General features: G+C 66.8%; 15 protein-coding genes. 8 read left to right on the forward strand and 7 right to left on the reverse strand.

Annotation, left to right across the window (positions count from 1 at the left end):
- The first annotated feature begins 83 nt into the window (after positions 1-83).
- From RYH80_RS04160 to RYH80_RS04185, 6 genes are all read left to right on the forward strand, one after another.
- Complete coding sequence (locus RYH80_RS04160) at positions 84-1,721, forward strand: tRNA pseudouridine(13) synthase TruD (protein ID WP_370902599.1); 1,638 nt, start codon at positions 84-86, stop codon at positions 1,719-1,721.
- Positions 1,722-1,953: 232 nt separating this feature from the next.
- Positions 1,954-2,382: a 30S ribosomal protein S12 gene (locus tag RYH80_RS04165; protein ID WP_370902600.1), complete on the forward strand. Its 429-nt coding sequence runs from the start codon at positions 1,954-1,956 to the stop codon at positions 2,380-2,382.
- Positions 2,383-2,384: 2 nt separating this feature from the next.
- Positions 2,385-2,999 carry a 30S ribosomal protein S7 gene (locus RYH80_RS04170; RefSeq protein WP_370902601.1) on the forward strand — a complete coding sequence of 205 codons (615 nt, stop codon included), beginning with the start codon at positions 2,385-2,387 and terminating at the stop codon, positions 2,997-2,999.
- 156 nt (positions 3,000-3,155) lie between these two features.
- The gene (locus tag RYH80_RS04175) at positions 3,156-6,812 is read left to right on the forward strand and encodes an nSTAND3 domain-containing NTPase (RefSeq protein WP_370902602.1); all 3,657 of its coding nucleotides are present in this window, start codon (positions 3,156-3,158) and stop codon (positions 6,810-6,812) included.
- Between the two features lie 200 nt (positions 6,813-7,012).
- Positions 7,013-7,468 (forward strand): hypothetical protein, encoded by a 456-nt coding sequence (locus RYH80_RS04180; RefSeq protein WP_370902603.1) that lies wholly within the window; start codon positions 7,013-7,015, stop codon positions 7,466-7,468.
- A 223-nt stretch (positions 7,469-7,691) separates the two neighbouring features.
- Positions 7,692-8,243 carry a hypothetical protein gene (locus RYH80_RS04185; protein ID WP_370902604.1) on the forward strand — a complete coding sequence of 184 codons (552 nt, stop codon included), beginning with the start codon at positions 7,692-7,694 and terminating at the stop codon, positions 8,241-8,243.
- Between the two features lie 167 nt (positions 8,244-8,410).
- On the opposite strand, the gene thsB is transcribed toward RYH80_RS04185, so the two are convergent.
- Complete coding sequence (gene thsB, locus RYH80_RS04190; RefSeq protein WP_370904650.1) at positions 8,411-10,057, reverse strand: thermosome subunit beta; 1,647 nt, start codon at positions 10,055-10,057, stop codon at positions 8,411-8,413.
- 280 nt (positions 10,058-10,337) lie between these two features.
- Between thsB and RYH80_RS04195 the strand changes: the two genes are divergently transcribed.
- A complete protein-coding gene (locus RYH80_RS04195; RefSeq protein WP_370902605.1) occupies positions 10,338-10,520 on the forward strand; it encodes a hypothetical protein in 183 nt (60 codons plus the stop codon).
- Between the two features lie 99 nt (positions 10,521-10,619).
- Here the strand turns inward: RYH80_RS04195 and RYH80_RS04200 are convergent, their stop codons facing one another.
- On the reverse strand, positions 10,620-10,772 hold the full coding sequence (locus RYH80_RS04200; RefSeq protein ID WP_370902606.1) for a hypothetical protein: 153 nt from the start codon (positions 10,770-10,772) through the stop codon (positions 10,620-10,622).
- A 158-nt stretch (positions 10,773-10,930) separates the two neighbouring features.
- Between RYH80_RS04200 and RYH80_RS04205 the strand changes: the two genes are divergently transcribed.
- On the forward strand, positions 10,931-12,337 hold the full coding sequence (locus tag RYH80_RS04205) for a DEAD/DEAH box helicase family protein (protein WP_370902607.1): 1,407 nt from the start codon (positions 10,931-10,933) through the stop codon (positions 12,335-12,337).
- Between the two features lie 45 nt (positions 12,338-12,382).
- Here the strand turns inward: RYH80_RS04205 and RYH80_RS04210 are convergent, their stop codons facing one another.
- From RYH80_RS04210 to RYH80_RS04230, 5 genes are all read right to left on the reverse strand, one after another.
- The gene (locus RYH80_RS04210; protein WP_370902608.1) at positions 12,383-12,787 is read right to left on the reverse strand and encodes a hypothetical protein; all 405 of its coding nucleotides are present in this window, start codon (positions 12,785-12,787) and stop codon (positions 12,383-12,385) included.
- Between the two features lie 108 nt (positions 12,788-12,895).
- The gene (sufD, locus tag RYH80_RS04215) at positions 12,896-14,116 is read right to left on the reverse strand and encodes a Fe-S cluster assembly protein SufD (protein ID WP_370902609.1); all 1,221 of its coding nucleotides are present in this window, start codon (positions 14,114-14,116) and stop codon (positions 12,896-12,898) included.
- 1 nt (position 14,117) lies between these two features.
- Complete coding sequence (gene sufB / locus RYH80_RS04220; RefSeq protein ID WP_370902610.1) at positions 14,118-15,548, reverse strand: Fe-S cluster assembly protein SufB; 1,431 nt, start codon at positions 15,546-15,548, stop codon at positions 14,118-14,120.
- A 53-nt stretch (positions 15,549-15,601) separates the two neighbouring features.
- Positions 15,602-16,531 (reverse strand): ABC transporter ATP-binding protein, encoded by a 930-nt coding sequence (locus RYH80_RS04225; RefSeq protein WP_370902611.1) that lies wholly within the window; start codon positions 16,529-16,531, stop codon positions 15,602-15,604.
- A 246-nt stretch (positions 16,532-16,777) separates the two neighbouring features.
- Positions 16,778-19,633 carry a DNA-directed DNA polymerase gene (locus RYH80_RS04230; RefSeq protein ID WP_370902612.1) on the reverse strand — a complete coding sequence of 952 codons (2,856 nt, stop codon included), beginning with the start codon at positions 19,631-19,633 and terminating at the stop codon, positions 16,778-16,780.
- Positions 19,634-19,775 lie beyond the last annotated feature (142 nt).

Consider the following 19,775-nt stretch of genomic DNA (forward strand, 5'->3'; position numbering starts at 1 on the left):
GGCTACACTCTCGGTCCCGACTCACACGTCCCCGGCGACGGCGACGGGCAACACACTTCCACTCGGGGGCGCAACGACGGCCGATGCGCGAGGCTCACGAGCGCGAGCAGACGGTCGGGATCGACTGGTACGTCGTCGACGCGCCGGGGGTCGGCGGGCGACTCAGGAGTCGTCACGGCGACTTCCGCGTCCGCGAACTCGAGACCGTCTCGCCCGTCACGACGGACGCCGATCCGGGGAGTTACCCCCACCTACTCGTCCGTGCTCGGCTGGTCGGGTGGGACACCAACGACTTCGTGCGACGGCTCTCGACCGCGATGGGGATCGGCCGGGAACGGATCTCGTGGGCCGGGACGAAGGACAAACGTGCCGTGACCACCCAACTGTTCTCGATCAGAGACGCGACGCCCGCCGACCTACCGAGCGTCGACGACGCCGAGGTGACCGTCGTGGGTCGACTCGGGCGCGACCTGACGTTCGGCGACCTCGCCGGCAACGCCTTCGAGATCAGGGTTCGAGACACGGGACCGAGGGGAGAGGACGGCGGAAAGAGCGATCAGACCGACGGGACCGGAGCCGCCGAGAGCGACGCCGACGACCCCGTCGCGGCACTCGTCGACGACCTCGCGACGTGGTGGCGCGACGAGTCGAGTGGCGACGGTGGCGGTGCTAGGGAAGACAGTCCCGTACCGGGGACGGCGCGGATCACCGATCCGAACGCGCGTGTCGACGAGAACGTTCCCCCGGACGCGGCGAGGCGAGCCGTCGCAGTGCCGAACTGGTTCGGACACCAGCGCTTCGGTTCTCGTCGCCCGGTGACCCACGAGGTCGGACTCCGGCTGGCGGCTGGCGACCCACGCGGCGCAGTGCTGACGTACGTCGGGAACCCGGCACCGACGGAGCCGACCGAGACGCGTGCGGCCCGCGCGGCGGTCGACCGCGAGGCGACGCGCGAGGACCCGAACTGGTCCGGCACGCTCGCGTGGTACCCCGACCGGCTCCGCTTCGAGCGGTCGATGCTCCACCGCCTCGCCGACGAGAGTCGCACGGACGACTCCGGCGACGCCATCGCAGGTGGCGAGGGCGACGATGCCGGAGACACCGACACCGGCACGGACACCGACACCGCCGTCGACACCGAGTGGCTCGACCACGAGCGCGTCGCGCCCGCGGACCGCCGCTGGTGGGACGCCGTCGCCGCCGTCCCGGAGAACCTCCAGCGGCTGTTCGTCAACGCCGCGCAGTCGTCCCTGTTCAACCGGATCGTGAGCGAGCGACTCCGCCGTGGGCTCCCGCTCCACCGGCCGGTCGAGGGCGACGTGGTGTGTTTCCGCGACGGCGACGACGAGCGGGTCGCTCGCCCCGACCCGGACCGGACACAGCGGGCGACCGCCGACCGCGTCGACGTGTTGACCCGCCACTGTGAACGCGGCCGGGCGTTCGTCACCACCCCACTCGTCGGCCACGAGACGGAGCTGGCCGAGGGCGAACCCGGCGAGATCGAACGCGAGGTGCTCGCCGAGGCCGGTGTCGAGCCCGCGGACTTCGCGCTCCCCGGCGCGTTCGACTCGGCTGGGACGCGCCGAGCACTCCTCGTCGGCACGGAGCTGGCCGTCGAACGCGTCGACGAGGACCCCGTCTTCGCCTTCGCGCTCCCGTCGGGTGCGTACGCGACCGCCCTGCTGCGTGAGGTGCTCCAACGCGACCCGACGGCGTTGTGAGACGGCGGCGGCACTCGGCGGAACGCCGTGAGGCGGTGGAGATCGAGTCGGAACGACGACCGTCGAGACGGACAGAGAACACCGCTCGGCCGCCGAACGGCGCTGAGAGCGAGTCGACCGAGTCGCGAGACGCGTCGAGAGCGCGCGAGAGGTGGCTCTCGAGGGCTCTCACCCGCTCGTTCGGTCCGGAAAGGGAACCCTTACGTGGCTCCGTTCTGAAACTGAGAGCACTATGACGAACGGTAAGTACGCCGCGCGGAAGCTGAAGAAGGACCGCCAGAAGCGGCGGTGGTCCGACTCGGAGTACGCGCGACGCGAGCGCGGGCTCGACGAGGCGTCCGACCCGCTGGAGGGCGCCCCGCAGGGCCGCGGTATCGTCCTGGAGAAGGTCGGCATCGAGGCGAAACAGCCCAACTCCGCGATCCGGAAGTGCGTCCGGGTCCAGCTCATCAAGAACGGGAAGCAGGTCACCGCGTTCTGTCCGGGTGACGGCGCGATCTCGTTCATCGACGAGCACGACGAGGTCACCATCGCCGGGATCGGCGGCGCGAAGGGTCGCGCGATGGGCGACCTCGGTGGTGTCAACTACAAGGTCGAGAAGGTCAACGGTGTGTCGCTGATCGAACTGGTCCGCGGGAACGCCGAGAAGCCGGTGCGCTGACAATGTCCGACGCAGATCAACCCGAGCCCGACGCCCCCGCCGGCGGCGAGCAGGCGACCGAGAACGCGCTGCTGTTCGGCGAGTGGGACGTCTCCGAGATCGAGTACAGCGACCCGAGTACGCGCGACTACATCACCGTCACGCCGGTGGCCCACACGATGGGTCGCCACGCCGACAAGCAGTTCCGGAAGTCGGAGCTGTCGATCGTCGAGCGGCTGATCAACCGGCTGATGCAGACGGAGGAGAACACGGGCAAGAAACAGCAGGCCACGCGGATCGTCCGCGAGGCGTTCGACGAGATCCACGAGCGCTCCGAGGAGAACCCGGTCCAGACGCTCGTCGAGGCCGTCGAGAACGCCGCCCCGCGCGAGGAGACCGTCCGCCTGAAGTACGGTGGCATCTCCGTCCCGAAGGCCGTCGACATCGCGCCCCAGCGCCGCGTCGACCAGGCCCTGAAGTTCATCGCCGACGGTGTCGAGTCCGGCTCCTACAAGACCGAGACCTCCGCGTCGGGCGTGCTCGCCGAGCAGCTGCTCGGTGCCGCCCGCGACGACGTGAACACCTACGCGATCAACCAGAAGGAAGAGAAGGAACGCGTCGCCGCCGCCGCGCGGTAACGTCGTTCGATCTCCGTTCTCGCCGCGCATCCGATCGCCGAGTGACGACTCCGACGACAGTCGTGAGCGGTGAGCCCTGGGACACGGCGTCGTCTCGGTGTGCCCGAGGAATCTTTATGAGTAGCCCCGTCGATACTAGCCGACGACAGAACAATCGTGGACCGGACCGACACGCCGCCGTTGGGTGTCGCCGAGACGCTGGACAGCGACGCGACCACTCTCGTCGTCCACGCGCCGGGTGTAGCGGTTGCGGGACAGTTCCCGGACGACGTGACCGAGCGGGAGGGGCTCCCGACGGAGCCAGAGGGGCCGACTGCGGTACTGGACTTCTACGACGCGTGGCAGACGGCCGATCCGGAGGCGCGCGAGGCGTTTCGCGCGCTGCTCAACGGCGACGTGCCGATCCACGTCGCCGCGACGCCACGGGAATTCGACTGGCTGCTCAGCGAGGGGACGCTGTCTCCCGACAGCCTGACCGCGGTGTCACAGGTGGTTCGAGTGCGGTTCGACCCCGAAGACGACCGGCCGGCGGCGGTGAACGTCGCCATGGAAACGGACGGCACACTCGACCGCTTGACGGTGCGGTCGGCGTTCGGGAGCGGCGGGGATGTAGACCCACGGTACGTGTACGAGGGGTACGGACACGACGCGTACCGCTGTAGCGCACTCGGTGCCACCGTTCGGTCCTACGACACGACACTCGTTCCGCGTGCGGTCGAGACGACCGAGCCGCCGGAGCCGAGCGACGGGGTGACCGGCCGCGTCGTCAACCGACTGCGGGACGCGAGCGGGAAGGCCGGATTGAGTCAGTTCTACGGCGACGCGAAGGAGGTGATCGTCGGCAGTGGGGCGACCGCCGCCGGTGTCGCGGCACAGATACCGGAGCCAGTGACGGCAGGCGTCGGGCTCGCTGCCTACCTGTCGTTCGCGAGTGTCGGAGACTCCACCGAGTACAGTTCCGTGTTCGGCGAGCAACTGCCGGCGAACCGCGTCGCGGCCGCGGAGCAGACACTGGACCTCCCGCCGCGGACGTTCGAGCGACTGCGCTCGTTCGCGGGCGAGACACTCCCAGAGATCGTCGACGGGGAAGTCGTGACACGGGCGACACTGGAGTCGGAGACGGGGAGCGAGGCGGAACTGTCGGAGTCGGTCGTCGCGGAACTGGAGTCGGTCGTGGAGGATCACGACGAGGACGACGGCCTCGTGGCGCTCGACCGCACCGTCAGACGGGTCGCGAGTGTCGTCGACGACCGCGCGAGTCGCGCCCTCGCGCCGCTGGAGTCGCTGGCCGAGCAGTTGGAGAAGGACGACGCCAACGTCCTCGGGCGGAGTGCGGGAGACGAGGACGGCCGTCGAGCCATCGGTCAGATTCCGTACGTCCCGCGGCAGGACACTGACGACGACCTGCCGGACGACCGCCGCGAGGCGGCGCGGGAGGCACTCGACGACGCCCCGATGGTGGTACTCGCCGGCCCACACGGGACGGGGAAGACGACCGTCGCGTACCAGGTCTGTGAGTCGCTGGCCGCAGAGGGGTACGAGGTGCGGGCCGCCGACCTGTCGCCGTCGAACGCGACGGCAGTGGAGACGGCTCTCGACGAGATCGACGGAGACGTGGCCCTGTACCTCCAGTACGGCTACGGTCGGTACGGACTCCGCGGCGAGCAGGCCTTCCGGGAGTTGCTCGGCTTCCTCTCGCGGGGAGCGTGTGACAAGGTCGTGTTGGAGGTGCGGTCCGAGAAGGAAACGGAGTTCGGCGAGGCGACGAAACTCGCCGGGCAGTCCGGGTACGGGTCACTCGTCGGTCAGAGGGAACGCGTGGAGTTCGAGCGGTTCAGACACGAGGAGCCGTTCGGGCGACTCGCTGCACTGGCGCTCGACGCTGCTGGTTTCGAGCCCGAGAACGACGAGGAGGCTCAAGCGACCGTCGAGTGGGCGGCGGAACTCTCCCGTGGGAACCCGGAGATACTGAAGATCGCCGCGCAGTTCGCGGCGCGGGGTGAGCACCCGCTGGACGACATCGACACGGTAGACGAGTTGATCTGGGAGCAGGTGATGGGAACGCTGGATCTCGACGGGCCAGCGGGGCGTATTCTCGAACGACTCGCCGGGTTCGAAGTACTCAGCAACGCAGAACTTGAACAAGCGGTGTCGGAGCCGCGGGCGGAGGCCGCACCGTTGCAGAACTACCTCGGTGGGGAGATCAGAGCGTGGCTAGACGGTGATCTGCGTCCCGGTCCCGAGGAGTCGGCAGACGAACTGACCTGGACACTCTCGCCGGACATCTACGGTGACGTGTTGTTTCGGAAGTTCGTCTTCGGCGATCAGACGGAACGGCGTGACAGGTTGTTCGAACGACTGTTAGAGCAGGCCAGAGACGGGACAGACAGTCTGTTCGCGCGGCTGGCCGCACAGACCAGCACCGTGTACGAGAGTGCGACAGAGTCCGACGACGAGCAGTTGCGGGGGGCTGTTCGGGACCGTGCAGAGACGCTCGTCGAGTGGGCAGACGAGTGTACGGACGAAGACGACGTATACTTCCTCGTGGTGCGACGGCTCCTGTTCGCTGGCGTGCCGTTGGCCGCCGATTCAGTCGATGCGGAGCGACTCGTTGGAGGTGCACCGAGGGACGCCGCAGAGTTCGGAATAAATTCATCCACAATGTTAAAAAACTTGTGCTCTTATTTTCTTTCAAATGGCCTTAAAACTGAGGGAGGAACCATCAGAGTGACTGATCTCGGGACACAGATCGCCGCGAGCGGTGACTTCGATCCAACGGGGTTTCTGGGGAACGTCTACGCAATGGCGCTAAAGAATCTGGCGGACGAGTACGGCCCAGATGACACCTGTGTCGCCGATTGGATTGACACACTCGACAGCCTCGCCCACGACGCCGCCACCGAGTTCAATCCTGAGGTATTTCTGGAGAACGTCTACGCGATGGCGCTCAGACAGTTGGCGGACGACTACGATCCAGACGACGCCCGTATCGCCGATTGGACCGACACGCTTGACAGCCTCGCCCACGGTGCCGCCACCGATTTCGATCCTGAGGTGTTTCTTAAGAACGTCTACGGGATGGCGCTCACTAACTTGGCGGACGAGTACAGCCCAGACGACGACGCAATCCCCGTATGGATTGAACGTATTAATGAGGCCATCCAAGATGCTGCAGAGGTATTAAACACCAATATATTAAAATTCACAATGGAAAGCTACAGAGTTGCACTTCGCCATATGGCAGACAAACACACCATCGACTCCGTTCGGCCGTGGCTCACGCGGTTTGAGGCGGTGCTCCACCGTGACAACGTGCTTGCGACGGCGATTCGTCAGGAGTACCGAAGCTTCGTCTCGGTTTTCTACGAAGGTTCACTCCCATTACAACATTTTGAAGACTGGATTCAATCCTTTCTGAATCTCTACTTCAGGGTCGTTGACTATGGAGTCCCGTCACTGCGATTCCGACAGGACGCACGAAACGCCTCTGGCGTCGCACTACTTCATTATACACGGTACTCCAATATACTCTATGAGTTCGATGCCGGGCGACTCGACCAAGACGACTTTGTGCGTTATTCCGCAGGCTTCCTCAACGCGATGTCAGAATCCTCTAACCAGACGGCACAGACCGTGGTCACACTGGTCGCCCACGAGCTCCGACATGTCGATGCCGATCTCGACACGGTGCTCCCGCGAATCAGACAAAGACTCCGCTCGGAACACGAGAACGGTGAACTGGCAGGGTTGTGGCGTGCACACTTCGCGGGAGAGTGGCCGACACCGGCCGTTCCACGATCCCCGACCAGGTGAACGAACTCTGGCACAACCAGTACCACCGACCTCTCTCCGCCACCCGGATTGTAGAGAGCGGCGTGTTATCTGAAACCATCCAACACCGTTAAGACGAACTGGACGCAACCGACGAGTACGACACTGCGTGAGGGTCGCCGCAAAACGGCGAGGGTGCTAGGGACACCCCCACCTCCGTAGTGTCGTGAGGAGCTCACGACATGTGTTCGAACGATTCTCCGTCACAAAAGCGTGACGGCACGACGAGCGAACGGCCCAGTCGACCAGCCCCCGCAGCGCTGCGTGCAGACTACGCCGACAGCGTCGCCACGGTCCGAGACACACCCCTGCCTGTCACCCGAACGGACGCGCTCGCAGCGCAGTGCGGGACGATCCAGGATGCGCTCGACACCGAGGGGAGGGCGTCGAACGAGGCGATCCTGACACTGATCGGAGTCGTCGCCGAGGCAGTCGCGGACGTGGCCTCGGCGCGCGTGGTGCGAGACGACGCCGCACTCCCCACCGAGCGACCGGCAGCGGCGGGCGGGACGCCGGAGTACACCCTGACCGTCGCCGAACGCGAGGCGTGTCTCGACGCGCTCGCCGACCTGCTGTTCACCGCCGTGGACACACCGACACGCGAGAGCGACGTGACGGCCGACGCACAGACTGACTGATCCTGCCGCGGCTCCGGTGCAGTACGGCGCGGCGGTACGAGTCGCTTCGAGGGCAGCCCCCCAGACGCACCACCCGGACGACACTCTCTCGACTCTGACACGTCGGTGTCGTCGTGGGTGGTGACTCGCGAACCGGGGACGGCCCCCCTCGGTTCACCACGAACCTCGAACCCACTCACCACCACGAAGTATACATCCGAGGAACGTTTCACTCGGAGTCGAGATGAACCGGCGAACCCTCCTCGCGACACTGGGCGGCGGTGTCGCGGTCGCGACCGGTGGCGTCGTCGCACTCCGTCCGGCGACGGTCGTCGACGGCCGACGGGCCGACGGGGAGTCGATCACCGTCGACCGAACACTCGGCGGCGATGCCGTCGACTACTACCCGTCGAACGACACGGTTCGGTGGGCCGAGTCGACCGATCCGTCCGGACCCGACGACTACCGGACGGAGTCGTTCCGCGAGTACGCGGCCAGGAAGTGTGCGAGCGTGGCCAGCGACGCCGCGGAGACGACCGTACGCGACCGCCTCGACGGCCCCGTCGAGGGGGTCACGACGAGTGTCAGTGGCGAGTTCTTCGGGACTGCCGTGCGTGTCCTCGCGCAGACGGTCCGAGACAGGCGGGGAGAGCTCTCGTCGACGCCGAGTGTCTCGCTCGCGGAACTGGTCGTGGTCGCTCCGAAGACCGTCCGGGCGACGGTCCGTCTCGACGACGCCGAGCACACGCGGACCGTCCCCGTCTTCGTCGACGCGACGACCGCCACGCGGGCGTGAGCCGGGCGTGAGTCGGTAGTCGCGGCGTCCGGCAACTCGTCACCCGAGACTCACTGGCGAGACGCGTCGCTCCGGACTGCAGTTGCGAGAGAAGTGCGACCGAACGTGTGGTCGGCGAGCGGTGCGTGGGTCGACTGGCGGTGTGGTGGAACGTGGCCGGCCGCGATCTACATCGCGCCGCCCATGCCACCCATACCGCCCATGCCGCCCATGCCGCCGCCGGGACCGCCGGCGCCCTCGTCCTCGTCGCCCTCGGTCGAGAGATCGCCCGCGGCGATGATGTCGTCGATCTTCAACACGAGGTTCGCGGCCTCGGCGGCAGACGACAGCGCCTGCTCCTTCGAGTGGGCCGGCTCGACGACACCCGCGTCGAGGGTGTCCTCGATCTCGGAGGTGAAGACGTTCAGCCCGGCACGCTCGCGGCCGTCCTCGTGGGCCGCGCGCAGGTCGACCAGCGTGTCGATGGAGTCGAGCCCGGCGTTCTCCGCGAGCACGCGCGGGACGAGTTCCAGCGAGTCGGCGAACGCCTCGACGGCGAGTTGCTCGCGCCCCTCGACGCTGTCGGCGTAGTCACGCAGGCGGCGCGCGAGTTCGACCTCGACGGCACCGCCACCGGCCAGCACGCGGCCGTCGGAGACGGTCGTCGAGACCACGTCCAGCGCGTCCTGGAGCCCGCGTTCCAGTTCGTCGACGACGTGGTCCGTGGAGCCACGGAGCAGCAGGGTCACGCCGTGGGACTCCTCGGCGTCGGACTCGACGTAGAACAGCTCGTCGTCGTCGTCGCGGGCGACCGAGCCGGCGGCCACGTCGGCCTCCGTCGCGGCGTCGAGGTCCGTGACGATCGTCGTGTCGAGGATGTTCTTGAGGAACTCCAGGTCCGACTTCTTCACGCGGCGGACGGCGAGGATGCCCTCCTTCGCGAGGTAGTGCTGGGCGAGGTCGTCGATCCCCTTCTGACAGAAGACGACGTTGGCGCCCGTCGCCGCGATCTGGTCGACCTTCTCGCGCAGCTGCTGTTCCTCCTGGTCGAGGAACTGCTCGAGCTGGTCGGGGGACTCGATGTTGACCTGCGTGTCCACGTCCGTCTCCTCGACCTCGATGGACTCGTTGAGCAGGAGGATCTGCGCGTCCGCGACCTCGCTGGGCATGTCGTCGTGGGTCGGGTCCTTGTCGACGACGCCACCCGCGAGCAGTTCGGACTCCCCGGCGCCGCGGCCGGTCTGCGTCTCGATCTTCACGTTGGCGAGGTCGACGACGTGCGAGCCGTCGTCCGCCTCGACGGTGACGCCCTCGACGGCGCGGTAGACCAGATCCGCGAGCACGTCCTTCTCCAGTTCCGCGCCCTTGCCGGTCATCGAGGTCTCGGCGACCTTCCGGATCGTCTCCTCGTCGTCCGGGGAGACCGGCTCGGCGATCTCGTCGACCTCCTCGCGCGCCCTCTCGGAGGCGAGGTGGAAGCCCTTGATCACCGCCGACGGGTGGATGTCCTGTTCGAGGAGGTCCTCGGCGTTCTTCAGGAGTTCACCCGCCGTCGCGACGGCCGTGGTCGTCCCGTCGCCGGCCTCGTCCTCCTGGGTCTCGGCGACCTCGACGATCATCTCGGCCGTCGGGTTGTCGATGTCCATCTCGGTGAGGATGGTGACGCCGTCGTTCGTGATGGTCACGTCACCCATCGAGTCGACGAGCATCTTGTCCATCCCCTTCGGGCCGAGCGTCGAGCGGACCGACTCGGCGACCGCGCGCGCGGCGGAGATGTTGTACTCCTGGGCGTCCTTGTCCTTCACTCGCTGGGAGTCCTCTCCCATGATGACCATGGGCTGACCCTGCATTCGCTGACTCATACAGACGAAGTGTGGTCGTAGTTCTATATAAATCCTCGGGTTTCGGTGTTAGCGGTTCCGGCCGCGTCGAGTGGACCGACGGGTGAGAACCGCCCGCAGACGCCCGGACGTGCGGTGTGTGTCTCTCTCACAAGCGGGACTAGTTCTGTCGGATGTCGTGGGTCACGACACCGATTTAAGTACCTCTGCCGGTCGGGTCACACCGGGATCGCCGCAACGTTGATTAGGGTGTGAGTCGTTCACACGGGTGTCGATGCCTGACACGAAGCGCGGCCGCGAACGCGAGGGACGCAAGAAGCGGGAACAACTCGAGGCTCGGCTCACGGAGCAGGAACTCGAGGCGCTCGACGACGACGACGAGCTCCCCGAGTACCCGCCGGAGGACCTCGACGCGGACCTCGTAGACCCGGAGGGCACCGAGCGAGAGGAGGCCTGATCGGCGGACGCTCTTCGAGAGACGCGGCGCGACCACGCGGTGCGGGTTTCTGTGCGAGACTACACCTCGAGAGTGCACAGTGTCGGTCCCGGCCTGCCGCTACTCCTCGTGAGCCTCGTGGAGGTCGTCGATCGCACTCTCCAGCCGCGAGAGTGCCGCGTCCGCGTCCATGTACCCTTGATCGTACTCGGCGTACACCGCGTCTGCCTCGTCCAAGAACGCCGTGACGGCGTCGTCGAGTTCGTCTGTCACGCTCTCGTGTCGGACGGCCAGCACCCTCGGTGTTTCGGCTCCGAGTCGAGGCGGTCGGGCGGCTGTTCCCGGGCGACTCTGGACCCGACCGCTCCGCAAGTGACTCCGAGCCCGACCGCTCCGCAACCGACTTCTCGCCCGCACACGTGTCTCCCTACGTGCAGGTTCGTCTGTGGTTCGCCGACGGCGGTGTCCGACTGCGTGTCGAGTCGCCGGACTCCGCAGACGGCGAGCGCGGCGTCCCGCCGGGCGCCTTCGACCCGACGACACTCCCGGGTGTCGAGCCCGACGACCGGGCCGGCGGCTACCGCGCGCCGGCACACCGGTACGCGGCGATCCGCGAGGCGCTCCAGTCGGCACTCGCCGACACGGAGACGGACACGACCCTCGTCGACGAGGTGGCCGCGGGGCTCGCGGACGGACTCGACGTGACGAGCCCCTACGACCTCCGTCCGTACCAGTCGGCGGCACTGGACGCCTGGACGGACGCGGATCGGCGGGGTGTGGTCGAACTGCCGACGGGCAGCGGCAAGACAGTGATCGGACTCGCGGCGATCGCCGCCGCCGACACCCCGACGCTCGTCGTCGTCCCGACCGTCGACCTCCTCCAGCAGTGGCGGCGCGAACTCGAAACCGCCTTCGACGTGCCCGTCGGCCAGTTCGGCGGCGGCGAGCAGCGCCAGGAACGGCTCACCGTCGGCACCTACGACTCGGCGTACCTGCGGGCCGACGACGTGGGTGGTGACTTCGGGCTCGTCGTGTTCGACGAGGTCCACCACCTCGGCGGCGAGGGGTACCGCGACGTGGCACGACTGCTCGCCGCCCCGGCACGACTCGGGTTGACCGCGACGTTCGAGCGCCCGGACGGCGCCCACGAGGTCGTCGCCGATCTCCTCGGACCGGTCGTCTACCGCGCGTCCGTCGACGACCTCGCGGGCGAGTACCTCGCGGAGTACGACCTCCGGCGGATCGAGGTCGCGTTGACCGACGCCGAACGCAGCGCCTACGAGGAGGCCCAGGGCACCTTCGTCGACTACGTCCGGTCGGCCGGGATCACCTTCGAGTCCGGCAGCGACTACCAGGAGTTGGTGAAGCGGTCCGGGCGCGACCCGGCGGCGCGGGAGGCACTCCTGGCGAAACAGCGCGCTCGCGAGGTGATGATGAACGCGGACGCCAAACTGGACGCGCTCGGACGGATCTTCGACCGCCACCGCGGCGAGCGCACCATCGTCTTCACCGCCCACACGGACTTGGTGTACCGGATCTCCGAGCGGTTCCTCGTCCCGGCGATCACCGCCGAGACCGGCGCCCCGGAGCGTCGCGAGGTGCTCGACCGCTTCCGCGAGGGAACGTACAGCCGCGTCGTCGCCGCGAACGTGTTGGACGAGGGGGTCGACGTGCCGGACGCGAGCGTGGGTGTCGTCGTCGCCGGCAGCGGGAGCGAACGCGAGTTCACCCAACGGCTCGGCCGGTTGCTCCGCCCGGGCGAGACGGCCCACGCCGTCCTCTACGAACTCGTCACGGAGGAGACCGCCGAAGAGCGGGTCGCCGAGCGGCGGCGGTGACGGCGGTGGGCCACTGCGGGGACGGGCCGTCGGCCGTCTCCTCTCTCACTCGTCCCCGCCGACCAACCGCACGTTCACGCCGCCGTCGGCGGCCCAGTCGTCGAACGCCACGTCGAACGTCGCGGTGAAGGAGGTGGACGCACCGCTCGCCAACTCGACGGTCCGCTCGTCTCGCAGCGTCTCCTCGTCGCCGAGCGTCACCTCGATCACGACGCGCCGGCTGCCCGGGCGCTCGCCCGCGTTGACCAGCGTCACGGGCACTTTCAGGTTCCCGTCGTCGCCCGGACGAACGTCCCAGTCGTCGACGACGATCCCGGAGGTCGGAACTGGAGTCGGTGTCGGCGAGGCCGGCGGGCCCGCCGGTCCCGTCGGCTCCGCCGCCTCGACACAGCCGGCGAGGGCGGCGACCCCGAGGGCGGCCAACCGCGCCAACAGTCCGCGTCGTTGCACACCACGCGGAACCACGCGCCGGCGTATCAGCCTTGTCACTCTCGGCACGTCTCGACGGCCGTCGTGTACTGAGAGAGAGAGAATACTCCGACCGCAGGCGGGTGCGACCTACCGGAGTCGCGCCGTGATCTCCGCCTCGAGGTCCTCGCGGAGTTCGTCGACCGCGACCTCCTCCAGGACCGGCACGAAGAAGCCCTCGACGAGCATGTTGCGTGCCGTCTGCGGGTCGATGGACCGGGAGGTCATGTAGAACAGCTCCTCCGCGTCCACCTGGCCCACCGTCGCGGAGTGAGACGCCTCCGTGTCGTGGTTGTGGATGATCAGCTTCGGCGACGCGTCCGCCTCGCTGTCGTCCGACAACATCAGCGTGTTCTCCCGCTGGTAGGAGTTGGTGTCCCAGGCGTCACGCCCCACGTCCTGGACGCCCTCGTACACCGAGCGCGCCTCGTCGTCGAGCACACCCCGCGTCACGAGGTCGGCAGTCGTGTGCTCGCCGTGGTGCCAGACGCGGGCGTTCAGGTCGAAGTGCTGGTCGTCGTGACCGAAGAACGCCCCGACGATCTGCGTCTCCGAGGAGTCACCCTCCAGCTCCGTCTCGATGTCCGCGCGGCTGAGCCGGGAGCCGAGGTTCCCCTCGATCCAGTCGATCGTCGCGTACGTGTCCGTCTCGCCGCGCTTCAGCGAGAAGTTGTACACGTCCTCGTCGAGCGTCTGCAGCGACCCGTACTGGACGTAGGAGTTCTCACCGGCCGCGACCTCGACGAGGTTGCTGAAGTAGCGCTCCCCGTCGACCCCTGCGTCGCTCTCGGGCCCGTTCTCGATCCGTTCGAGGATCGTCACCGACGAGTTGCGCTCGGTGACGACCAACGTCTGGGAGAACAGCGAGCGGCTGTTCATCTCCGCGCGGATCGTCACGTCCTCGGCGTCGACACCTTCCGGGACGTACACGACCGTGCCGGTGGTGAACAGCGCCGTCGACAGCGCCGTCAGGTAGTTCGTCTCCGGATCGGTCACCGACCCGAAGTGCTCCTCGACGACCTCGGGGATCTCGTCCAGTGCCGTCTCGAAGTCCAACACCGACACCCCGTCGGGTGCGACCCGCTCGGTCTCGTCGGACTGGGTGCTCGGGTCGACCAGCGTCTCGTAGTCGAGCGCCTCCAGGTTCGTCCACCGGCGCCCGGGCGTCTCGATCACGTCGGGCAGTTCCAGTTCGTCGAGTGCGTCCAGTGCGTCCAGCCGTGTCTGGCGGAGCCAGTCCGGCTCGTCGCGACTGTCCGCGATCTCGTGGACCGTCTCCGCCGAGATCGTGAGTGGTACCTGCGTGCTCATGTTATCCGAGACTCCCCTCCATCTCCAACTCCACGAGGCGGTTGAGTTCCACCGCGTACTCGATGGGCAACTCCTCCGTGATCGGCTCGATGAAGCCGCTCACGATCATCTGCTTGGCGTCGTCGTCGTCGAGGCCGCGCGACTGGAGGTAGAACACGTCCTCGTCGCCGATCTTCCCGACGGTCGCCTCGTGTGCCACGTCGACCTTCGACTCGTTGATCTCCATGTACGGCATCGTGTCCGACGTGGACTCGTTGTCGAACATCAACGCGTCACACTCGACGGCCGTCGAGGAGTTCTCGGCGCCGTCCGCGATGTGGACCAGCCCGCGGTAGTTCGTGCGGCCGCCGTCCTTCGAGATCGACTTCGACTCGATGGTCGACTTCGTCTCGGGGGCGTTGTGGTACACCTTCGCGCCGGTGTCGATGTTCTGGCCCTCGCCCGCGAAGGCGATGGTGATGTGGTTGTCCGACGCGCCGCGACCCTTCAGCATCGAGGAGGGGTACAGCATCGTCGCCTTCGACCCCATCGAGCCGGAAATCCACTCCATCCGGCCGTTCTTCTCGACCAGGGCGCGTTTCGTGTTCAGGTTGTACGTGTTCTTCGACCAGTTCTGCACCGTGGAGTACTGGACGTGTGCGTCCTCGCCGACGAACACCTCGACGCCACCGGCGTGGAGGTTGAACGCGGAGTACTTCGGTGCGGAACAGCCCTCGATGTAGTGGACCTCCGACCCCTCCTCGGCGACGATGAGCGTGTGCTCGAACTGGCCCATCCCCTCGGAGTTCATCCGGAAGTACGCCTGCACCGGCATCTCGACGGTGGTGTCCTCCGGGACGTAGACGAACGACCCACCGGACCACACCGCACCGTGCAGCGCCGCGAACTTGTTGTCGCTGGGCGGCACCGCCTCGGTCATGAAGTGTTCGCGGACGATCTCCTCGTGCTCCTGGACGGCCTTGTCCATGTCACAGAAGATCACGCCCTTGTCTTCCCACCGCTCCTGCATGTTCTGGTAGACGATCTCCGACTCGTACTGGGCACCGACACCCGAGAGGGCGTTCTTCTCCGCCTCCGGGATCCCCAGTTTGTCGAAGGTGTCTTGGATCTCCTCGGGGAGATCCTCCCAGTTCTCCGCGCCGCCGCGTGTCTCGATGTCCGGTCGGATGTAGGGGACGATCTCGTCGACGTCCACCTCCGAGAGGTCCGGCTGACCCGGCCAGTCCGTCGGCATCGGCATCTCGTGGAACTGCCGGAGCGCGCGCAGGCGCCGCTCCAGCATCCAGTCCGGTTCGTCCTTGTCCTCGGAGATCAGCCTGATCGTCTCCTCCGTCAGGCCCTTCTCCGTCTGGAAGGCAGACTTCTCCTCCTTCTTGAAGTCGAAACGTGCCTCGGTGTCCGTCTGCTTGAGTTCGTCTTGTTCGGAGCTCATGTCGTGTGTTACCTTGTACCGCTACACTATTGTGTCTTTGCCACCGCTCGCGGTTACGCCGTGCCGTACACTTCCTCGCGCACCCAGTCGTACCCCTCGTCTTCCAGCTGCTCGGCCAACTCCGCCCCGCCGCTCTTGGCGATCTCGCCGTCGAGCATCACGTGGACGTAGTCGGGGTCGACGTAGTCGAGGATGCGCTGGTAGTGCGTGATCTGGAGGATCCCGGTGCCCTGCTCGTCGCGCAGCTTCTCGATCCCCTCCGAGACGTCCTGGAGCCGGTCGATGTCCAGCCCGGAGTCGATCTCGTCGAGCACCGCGATCGACGGCTCCAGCACCGCCGCCTGCAGCACCTCGTTCTGCTTCTTCTCGCCGCCCGAGAAGCCGGCGTTGAGGTACCGCTCGGCGAACTTCGCGTCCATGTCCAACTGCTCCATCTTCTCTTGAAGCAACTGCTGGAACTCGGCGACACCGACCTCGCCGTCGTCTTCGGGCCCCTCCATCGGGGAGGACTCGTAGCCCGCGGCGTCCTCGTTGGTGTCGTCGGCCGTCTCCGCTTCGTCGGCCTCCTCGTCCTCGAACAGTTCCTCGCGCTCCTCCAACTTGGCGTTGAGCGCCTGCCGGAGGAAGTTCACCATCGTCACGCCCTCGATCTCGGCGGGGTACTGGAAGGCGAGGAAGATACCCAGCGCCGCGCGCTCGTTGGGCTCGAGTTCGAGCAGGTCCCACTCGTAGTCCTCGTCGTCCAGCTCCTCGTCGATATCCTCGACGTCGGCCTCCTCGAGGTGCAGCGTCACGTCACCCTCGGTGACCTCGTAGGCCGGGTGGCCCGCGATGACCTTCGCGGTCGTGGACTTCCCGGACCCGTTGGGCCCCATCAGCGCGTGAATCTCGCCGCTCGTGACTTCCAGGTCGACGCCCCGGAGGATCGACTCGCCCGTCTCGGCTACCTCTGCGTGGAGGTTCGACAGTTCCAGTGTTGCCATGTGTGAGTGGTACCTCGTACTCGTACGGTGGGTCGTTCGACCCATAACCGTTTCGCATCCCCGTTGTTCGGGTTCGTGATACACCAAGAACGTTTTGTGGTTCTCGAAACGCCGACCGGCTCGGCGGGCGTGGACGGGTGCGCCGTCGGGTCGCTCACCCCTAGTCGCCGAGGCCGGTCGATCCCCGAGCGCAGCGTCGGTCGATCCCCGAGCGCAGCGTCGGTCGACCCCCAGTCGCCGCGCCGGTCAGCCCCAGTCGCCGAGCCCGGTCTGTTCCTGGCCGCTCTCGATCTCGTCCCAGGTGAGGCCCAGCGCCTCGGTGATCCGCTCGATGGGGCCCTTCAGCGTCTTCTCGAGCATCTTGTCGTAGTCGACGTCGAACTCCTCGGGGATCTCGTCGGCGAACTCGTAGCAGATCACGTCCGGGTCGCGTTTGAACTCCGTGTACAGCGCGTCGTCGCGGCTCGCGCCGTTGGGTTCCAGTCCGAGCTCCGACTCGACGCGGTCGTAGAAGTCCGGGTGGACACCGTCGAGGTAGAGCCGCTTGGGCTTGGACCCGGACTGGAAGTTCGTCCCCAACAGCAGGTTGGCGTACTTCGCCCCGCGGACCTGTGCGGTGTCCGTGTCGTAGTTGTCCAGTTTCTTCCCGATCCCACCCGGGATCCCGATCTCTTCTAAGTCCACGTCGCCGGCCTTGAACGACTGGATCTCCTCGTGGAGGTACTCCTCGACGTCGTCGAGGTCCTCGCCGGTGACGATCATCTCGATGACGCGTTTCTGCACGCGCTTGGTGATCGGCGCGATGTCGGATCGGGTGTACTCGAACCCCGTGATGTCGATGCTGTCGACGTGTTTCCCCTCCTTCCAGACGATGTGGCCGGCGTAGCGCTTCTTCTTGCCTGCCTGGAAGAACCGCCGGTAGAGTTTCTCGAACTCGATCTCGAAGCGGTGTTCTTCGGCGTCGAGTTCCTCCGCCGCGAAGTCGTCGTACCGGTCGTTGATGTACGTCTCGATGTCCTCGCTGGCCTCGATGGCCGCCTGCGTCGTCGCCAGCTCCGTCTCGCTCATCTCCGGGTGCGCCTCCCGCACCTCGTCGGGGACCGTCGTCTCGCTAGTTTCCACGTCCGACAGCGACAACATTACGCTGTCGGTGTCTCCGTACGTAACGTCGTAGCCGATCTCTGCGGCGGCTTCCTCGGTGAACTCGATCACGCGGCGTCCCATCGCGGTGATCGCCCCGGCGTTGTCCTTGTCGTACAGGCGGAACTGTTCCCACCCCGACACGCCGTACAGCGAGTTCATGATCACCTTGATCGACGCCTGCTGGCGGTCGTACTTGCCGTACTCTTCGGTGCCGGGTTCGTGTTCGTCGCGGAGTGCCTTCTTCTCCTCACGTTTGGTGAGCAGCGCGTCGACCATCTCGCGCATCATCCCGTCCGGCTCCTTCCGGAAGCGGGTGCCGTTGGGAGCGCGGTACGTCTCCCCGTCGAACGACTCGGGGTCGTCGACGATGGTCTCCGGAGAGGCGTTGATCGTCACCATACACATCGGGTACAGCGACTTCAGGTCCAGCACCGAGACGTTCTCGGCGACTCCGGAGATGGGTTCGAACACCGCGCCGCCCTCGAACTCCTCGCCGGCCTGTTGCCCCTTCGTCGGGAGCACGAACTCCCCGTACGCCTGGTGGAGGACGTACATGTCCACCACGTCGCCGGGCGTCGGCGCGTCCTCCAGTTGGCAGCCGACGAACTTTCGCGTCTCGTCCCACAGGTCGATCAGGTTCTGCTGGCGGTCGATCTCGACACACAGCTCCACGTCCCGGAGGTTGTACTCCAACAGTCGCCGCGGGTCCTCCTCCCAGAGGTCGCCGATGTCGCCGGTGTACCGCTCCTTCCCGACGCCCAACTCCAACTCCCCGACTGCGTCCAGTCGGTAGGAGTCCAACTCCGAGAACTGGTTGCGCTGGTAGGCGTACAGCAGGTCGAAGACGACCCGACCCTTCACGTCCGGCCCACCCCAGCCGGAGCGCCACGTCTCGTCGACGCGAGAGGCGCGGTCCGGCGAGAGGTCGTACTCGCTGCGCGGGTCGAGTTCCTCCATCCGGTCGAAGAGGTACGGTGCGTCGAAATCTTCGAAATTCCAGCCCGTGGTGAGATCTGGATCAGTATCGTTCAGATACGAAAGGAAAGCGTCCAGCATCGCCTCCTCCGTGTCGAACCGTTCGAGTCGGACGGACGGGTCCTGTGTGGTGTCGTCCGAGACGAACTCGTACTCCTCGAAGGCGGCCTCCAACTCGGCGTCGGGGACGGCCGCACCGGGGCCCTCGGGCGCGTCGTACAGCCACAGGACGTACTCGTCGCGGTAGGAGTCGTGACTCGTGAGACAGACGATGGGCTCCTCGCCGTTCTCGGGGAACCCGTTGCGGTCGTCCACCTCGATGTCGAAGGTGTTGATCCGGAGGTCCGCGTCCACGTCGGCAGCTTCCAAGTGTTCGGCGGTGACCTGCAGCGGACTGTCGGGGTCGTCCTCGTCGATCCGCCGCCGCTCGACGCGGAGGCCGGCGGTCACGTCGTGGTCGACGAGGAAGCGGTTCGGGAAGAGGATGTCCGCCTCGTAGGTGGTCTCGAAGTCGTCGCGGATCTGGCCCACGTCCCGCGGCGTGCGGGTGGTCACCTTCGTAACCGGCTCGCCGCGGATGCTCTCGAACCGCTCGGCGTCCGGGTCGCCGCCGGGGTGCTCGCGGGTGTCCAGCACCACGTCGTACTCCGAGACCAGGTCGCGGTCGGCCACGTCGGCCGTCGGGACGTAGAAGTACGGCTCGACGCCGACGACGCGGACGTGTTCCAACTCGTCGTCGGGCGTACGGCCGAAGACGTGGACGACCGGGTACTGGTCGCTGCCACGGCCCTCGACGGTGTAGTCGACCGCGGTCACCATCAGCTCGACCGGGGTCTCGTCGGTCCGGTCGGGGACGCGCACGTCGCCGGCGTCGACGACTTCGCTGACGTGTGTCGACGCCTCGCCCGCGACCACGGCCGCCTCCGCGTCCGGCCGGTCCCCGTCGTCGGCCGTCGGGAGGTCGTCGAACGTCTGCTGATCCATACACGCCGTTGGGTCGTCCCCGGCGAAAAACCTCTCCCTCCCGGGTCGCCCGGCGCCGTCGACACGCGGCGGACTGTCGGTCGACGACGGTCGGACGGCAGGTGCGGCCGTGACGGCAAGACATATACACTGTGAACGGTTA

It is taken from the genome of Halobaculum sp. MBLA0147, assembly GCF_041361345.1.
Taxonomy (GTDB): domain Archaea; phylum Halobacteriota; class Halobacteria; order Halobacteriales; family Haloferacaceae; genus JAHENP01.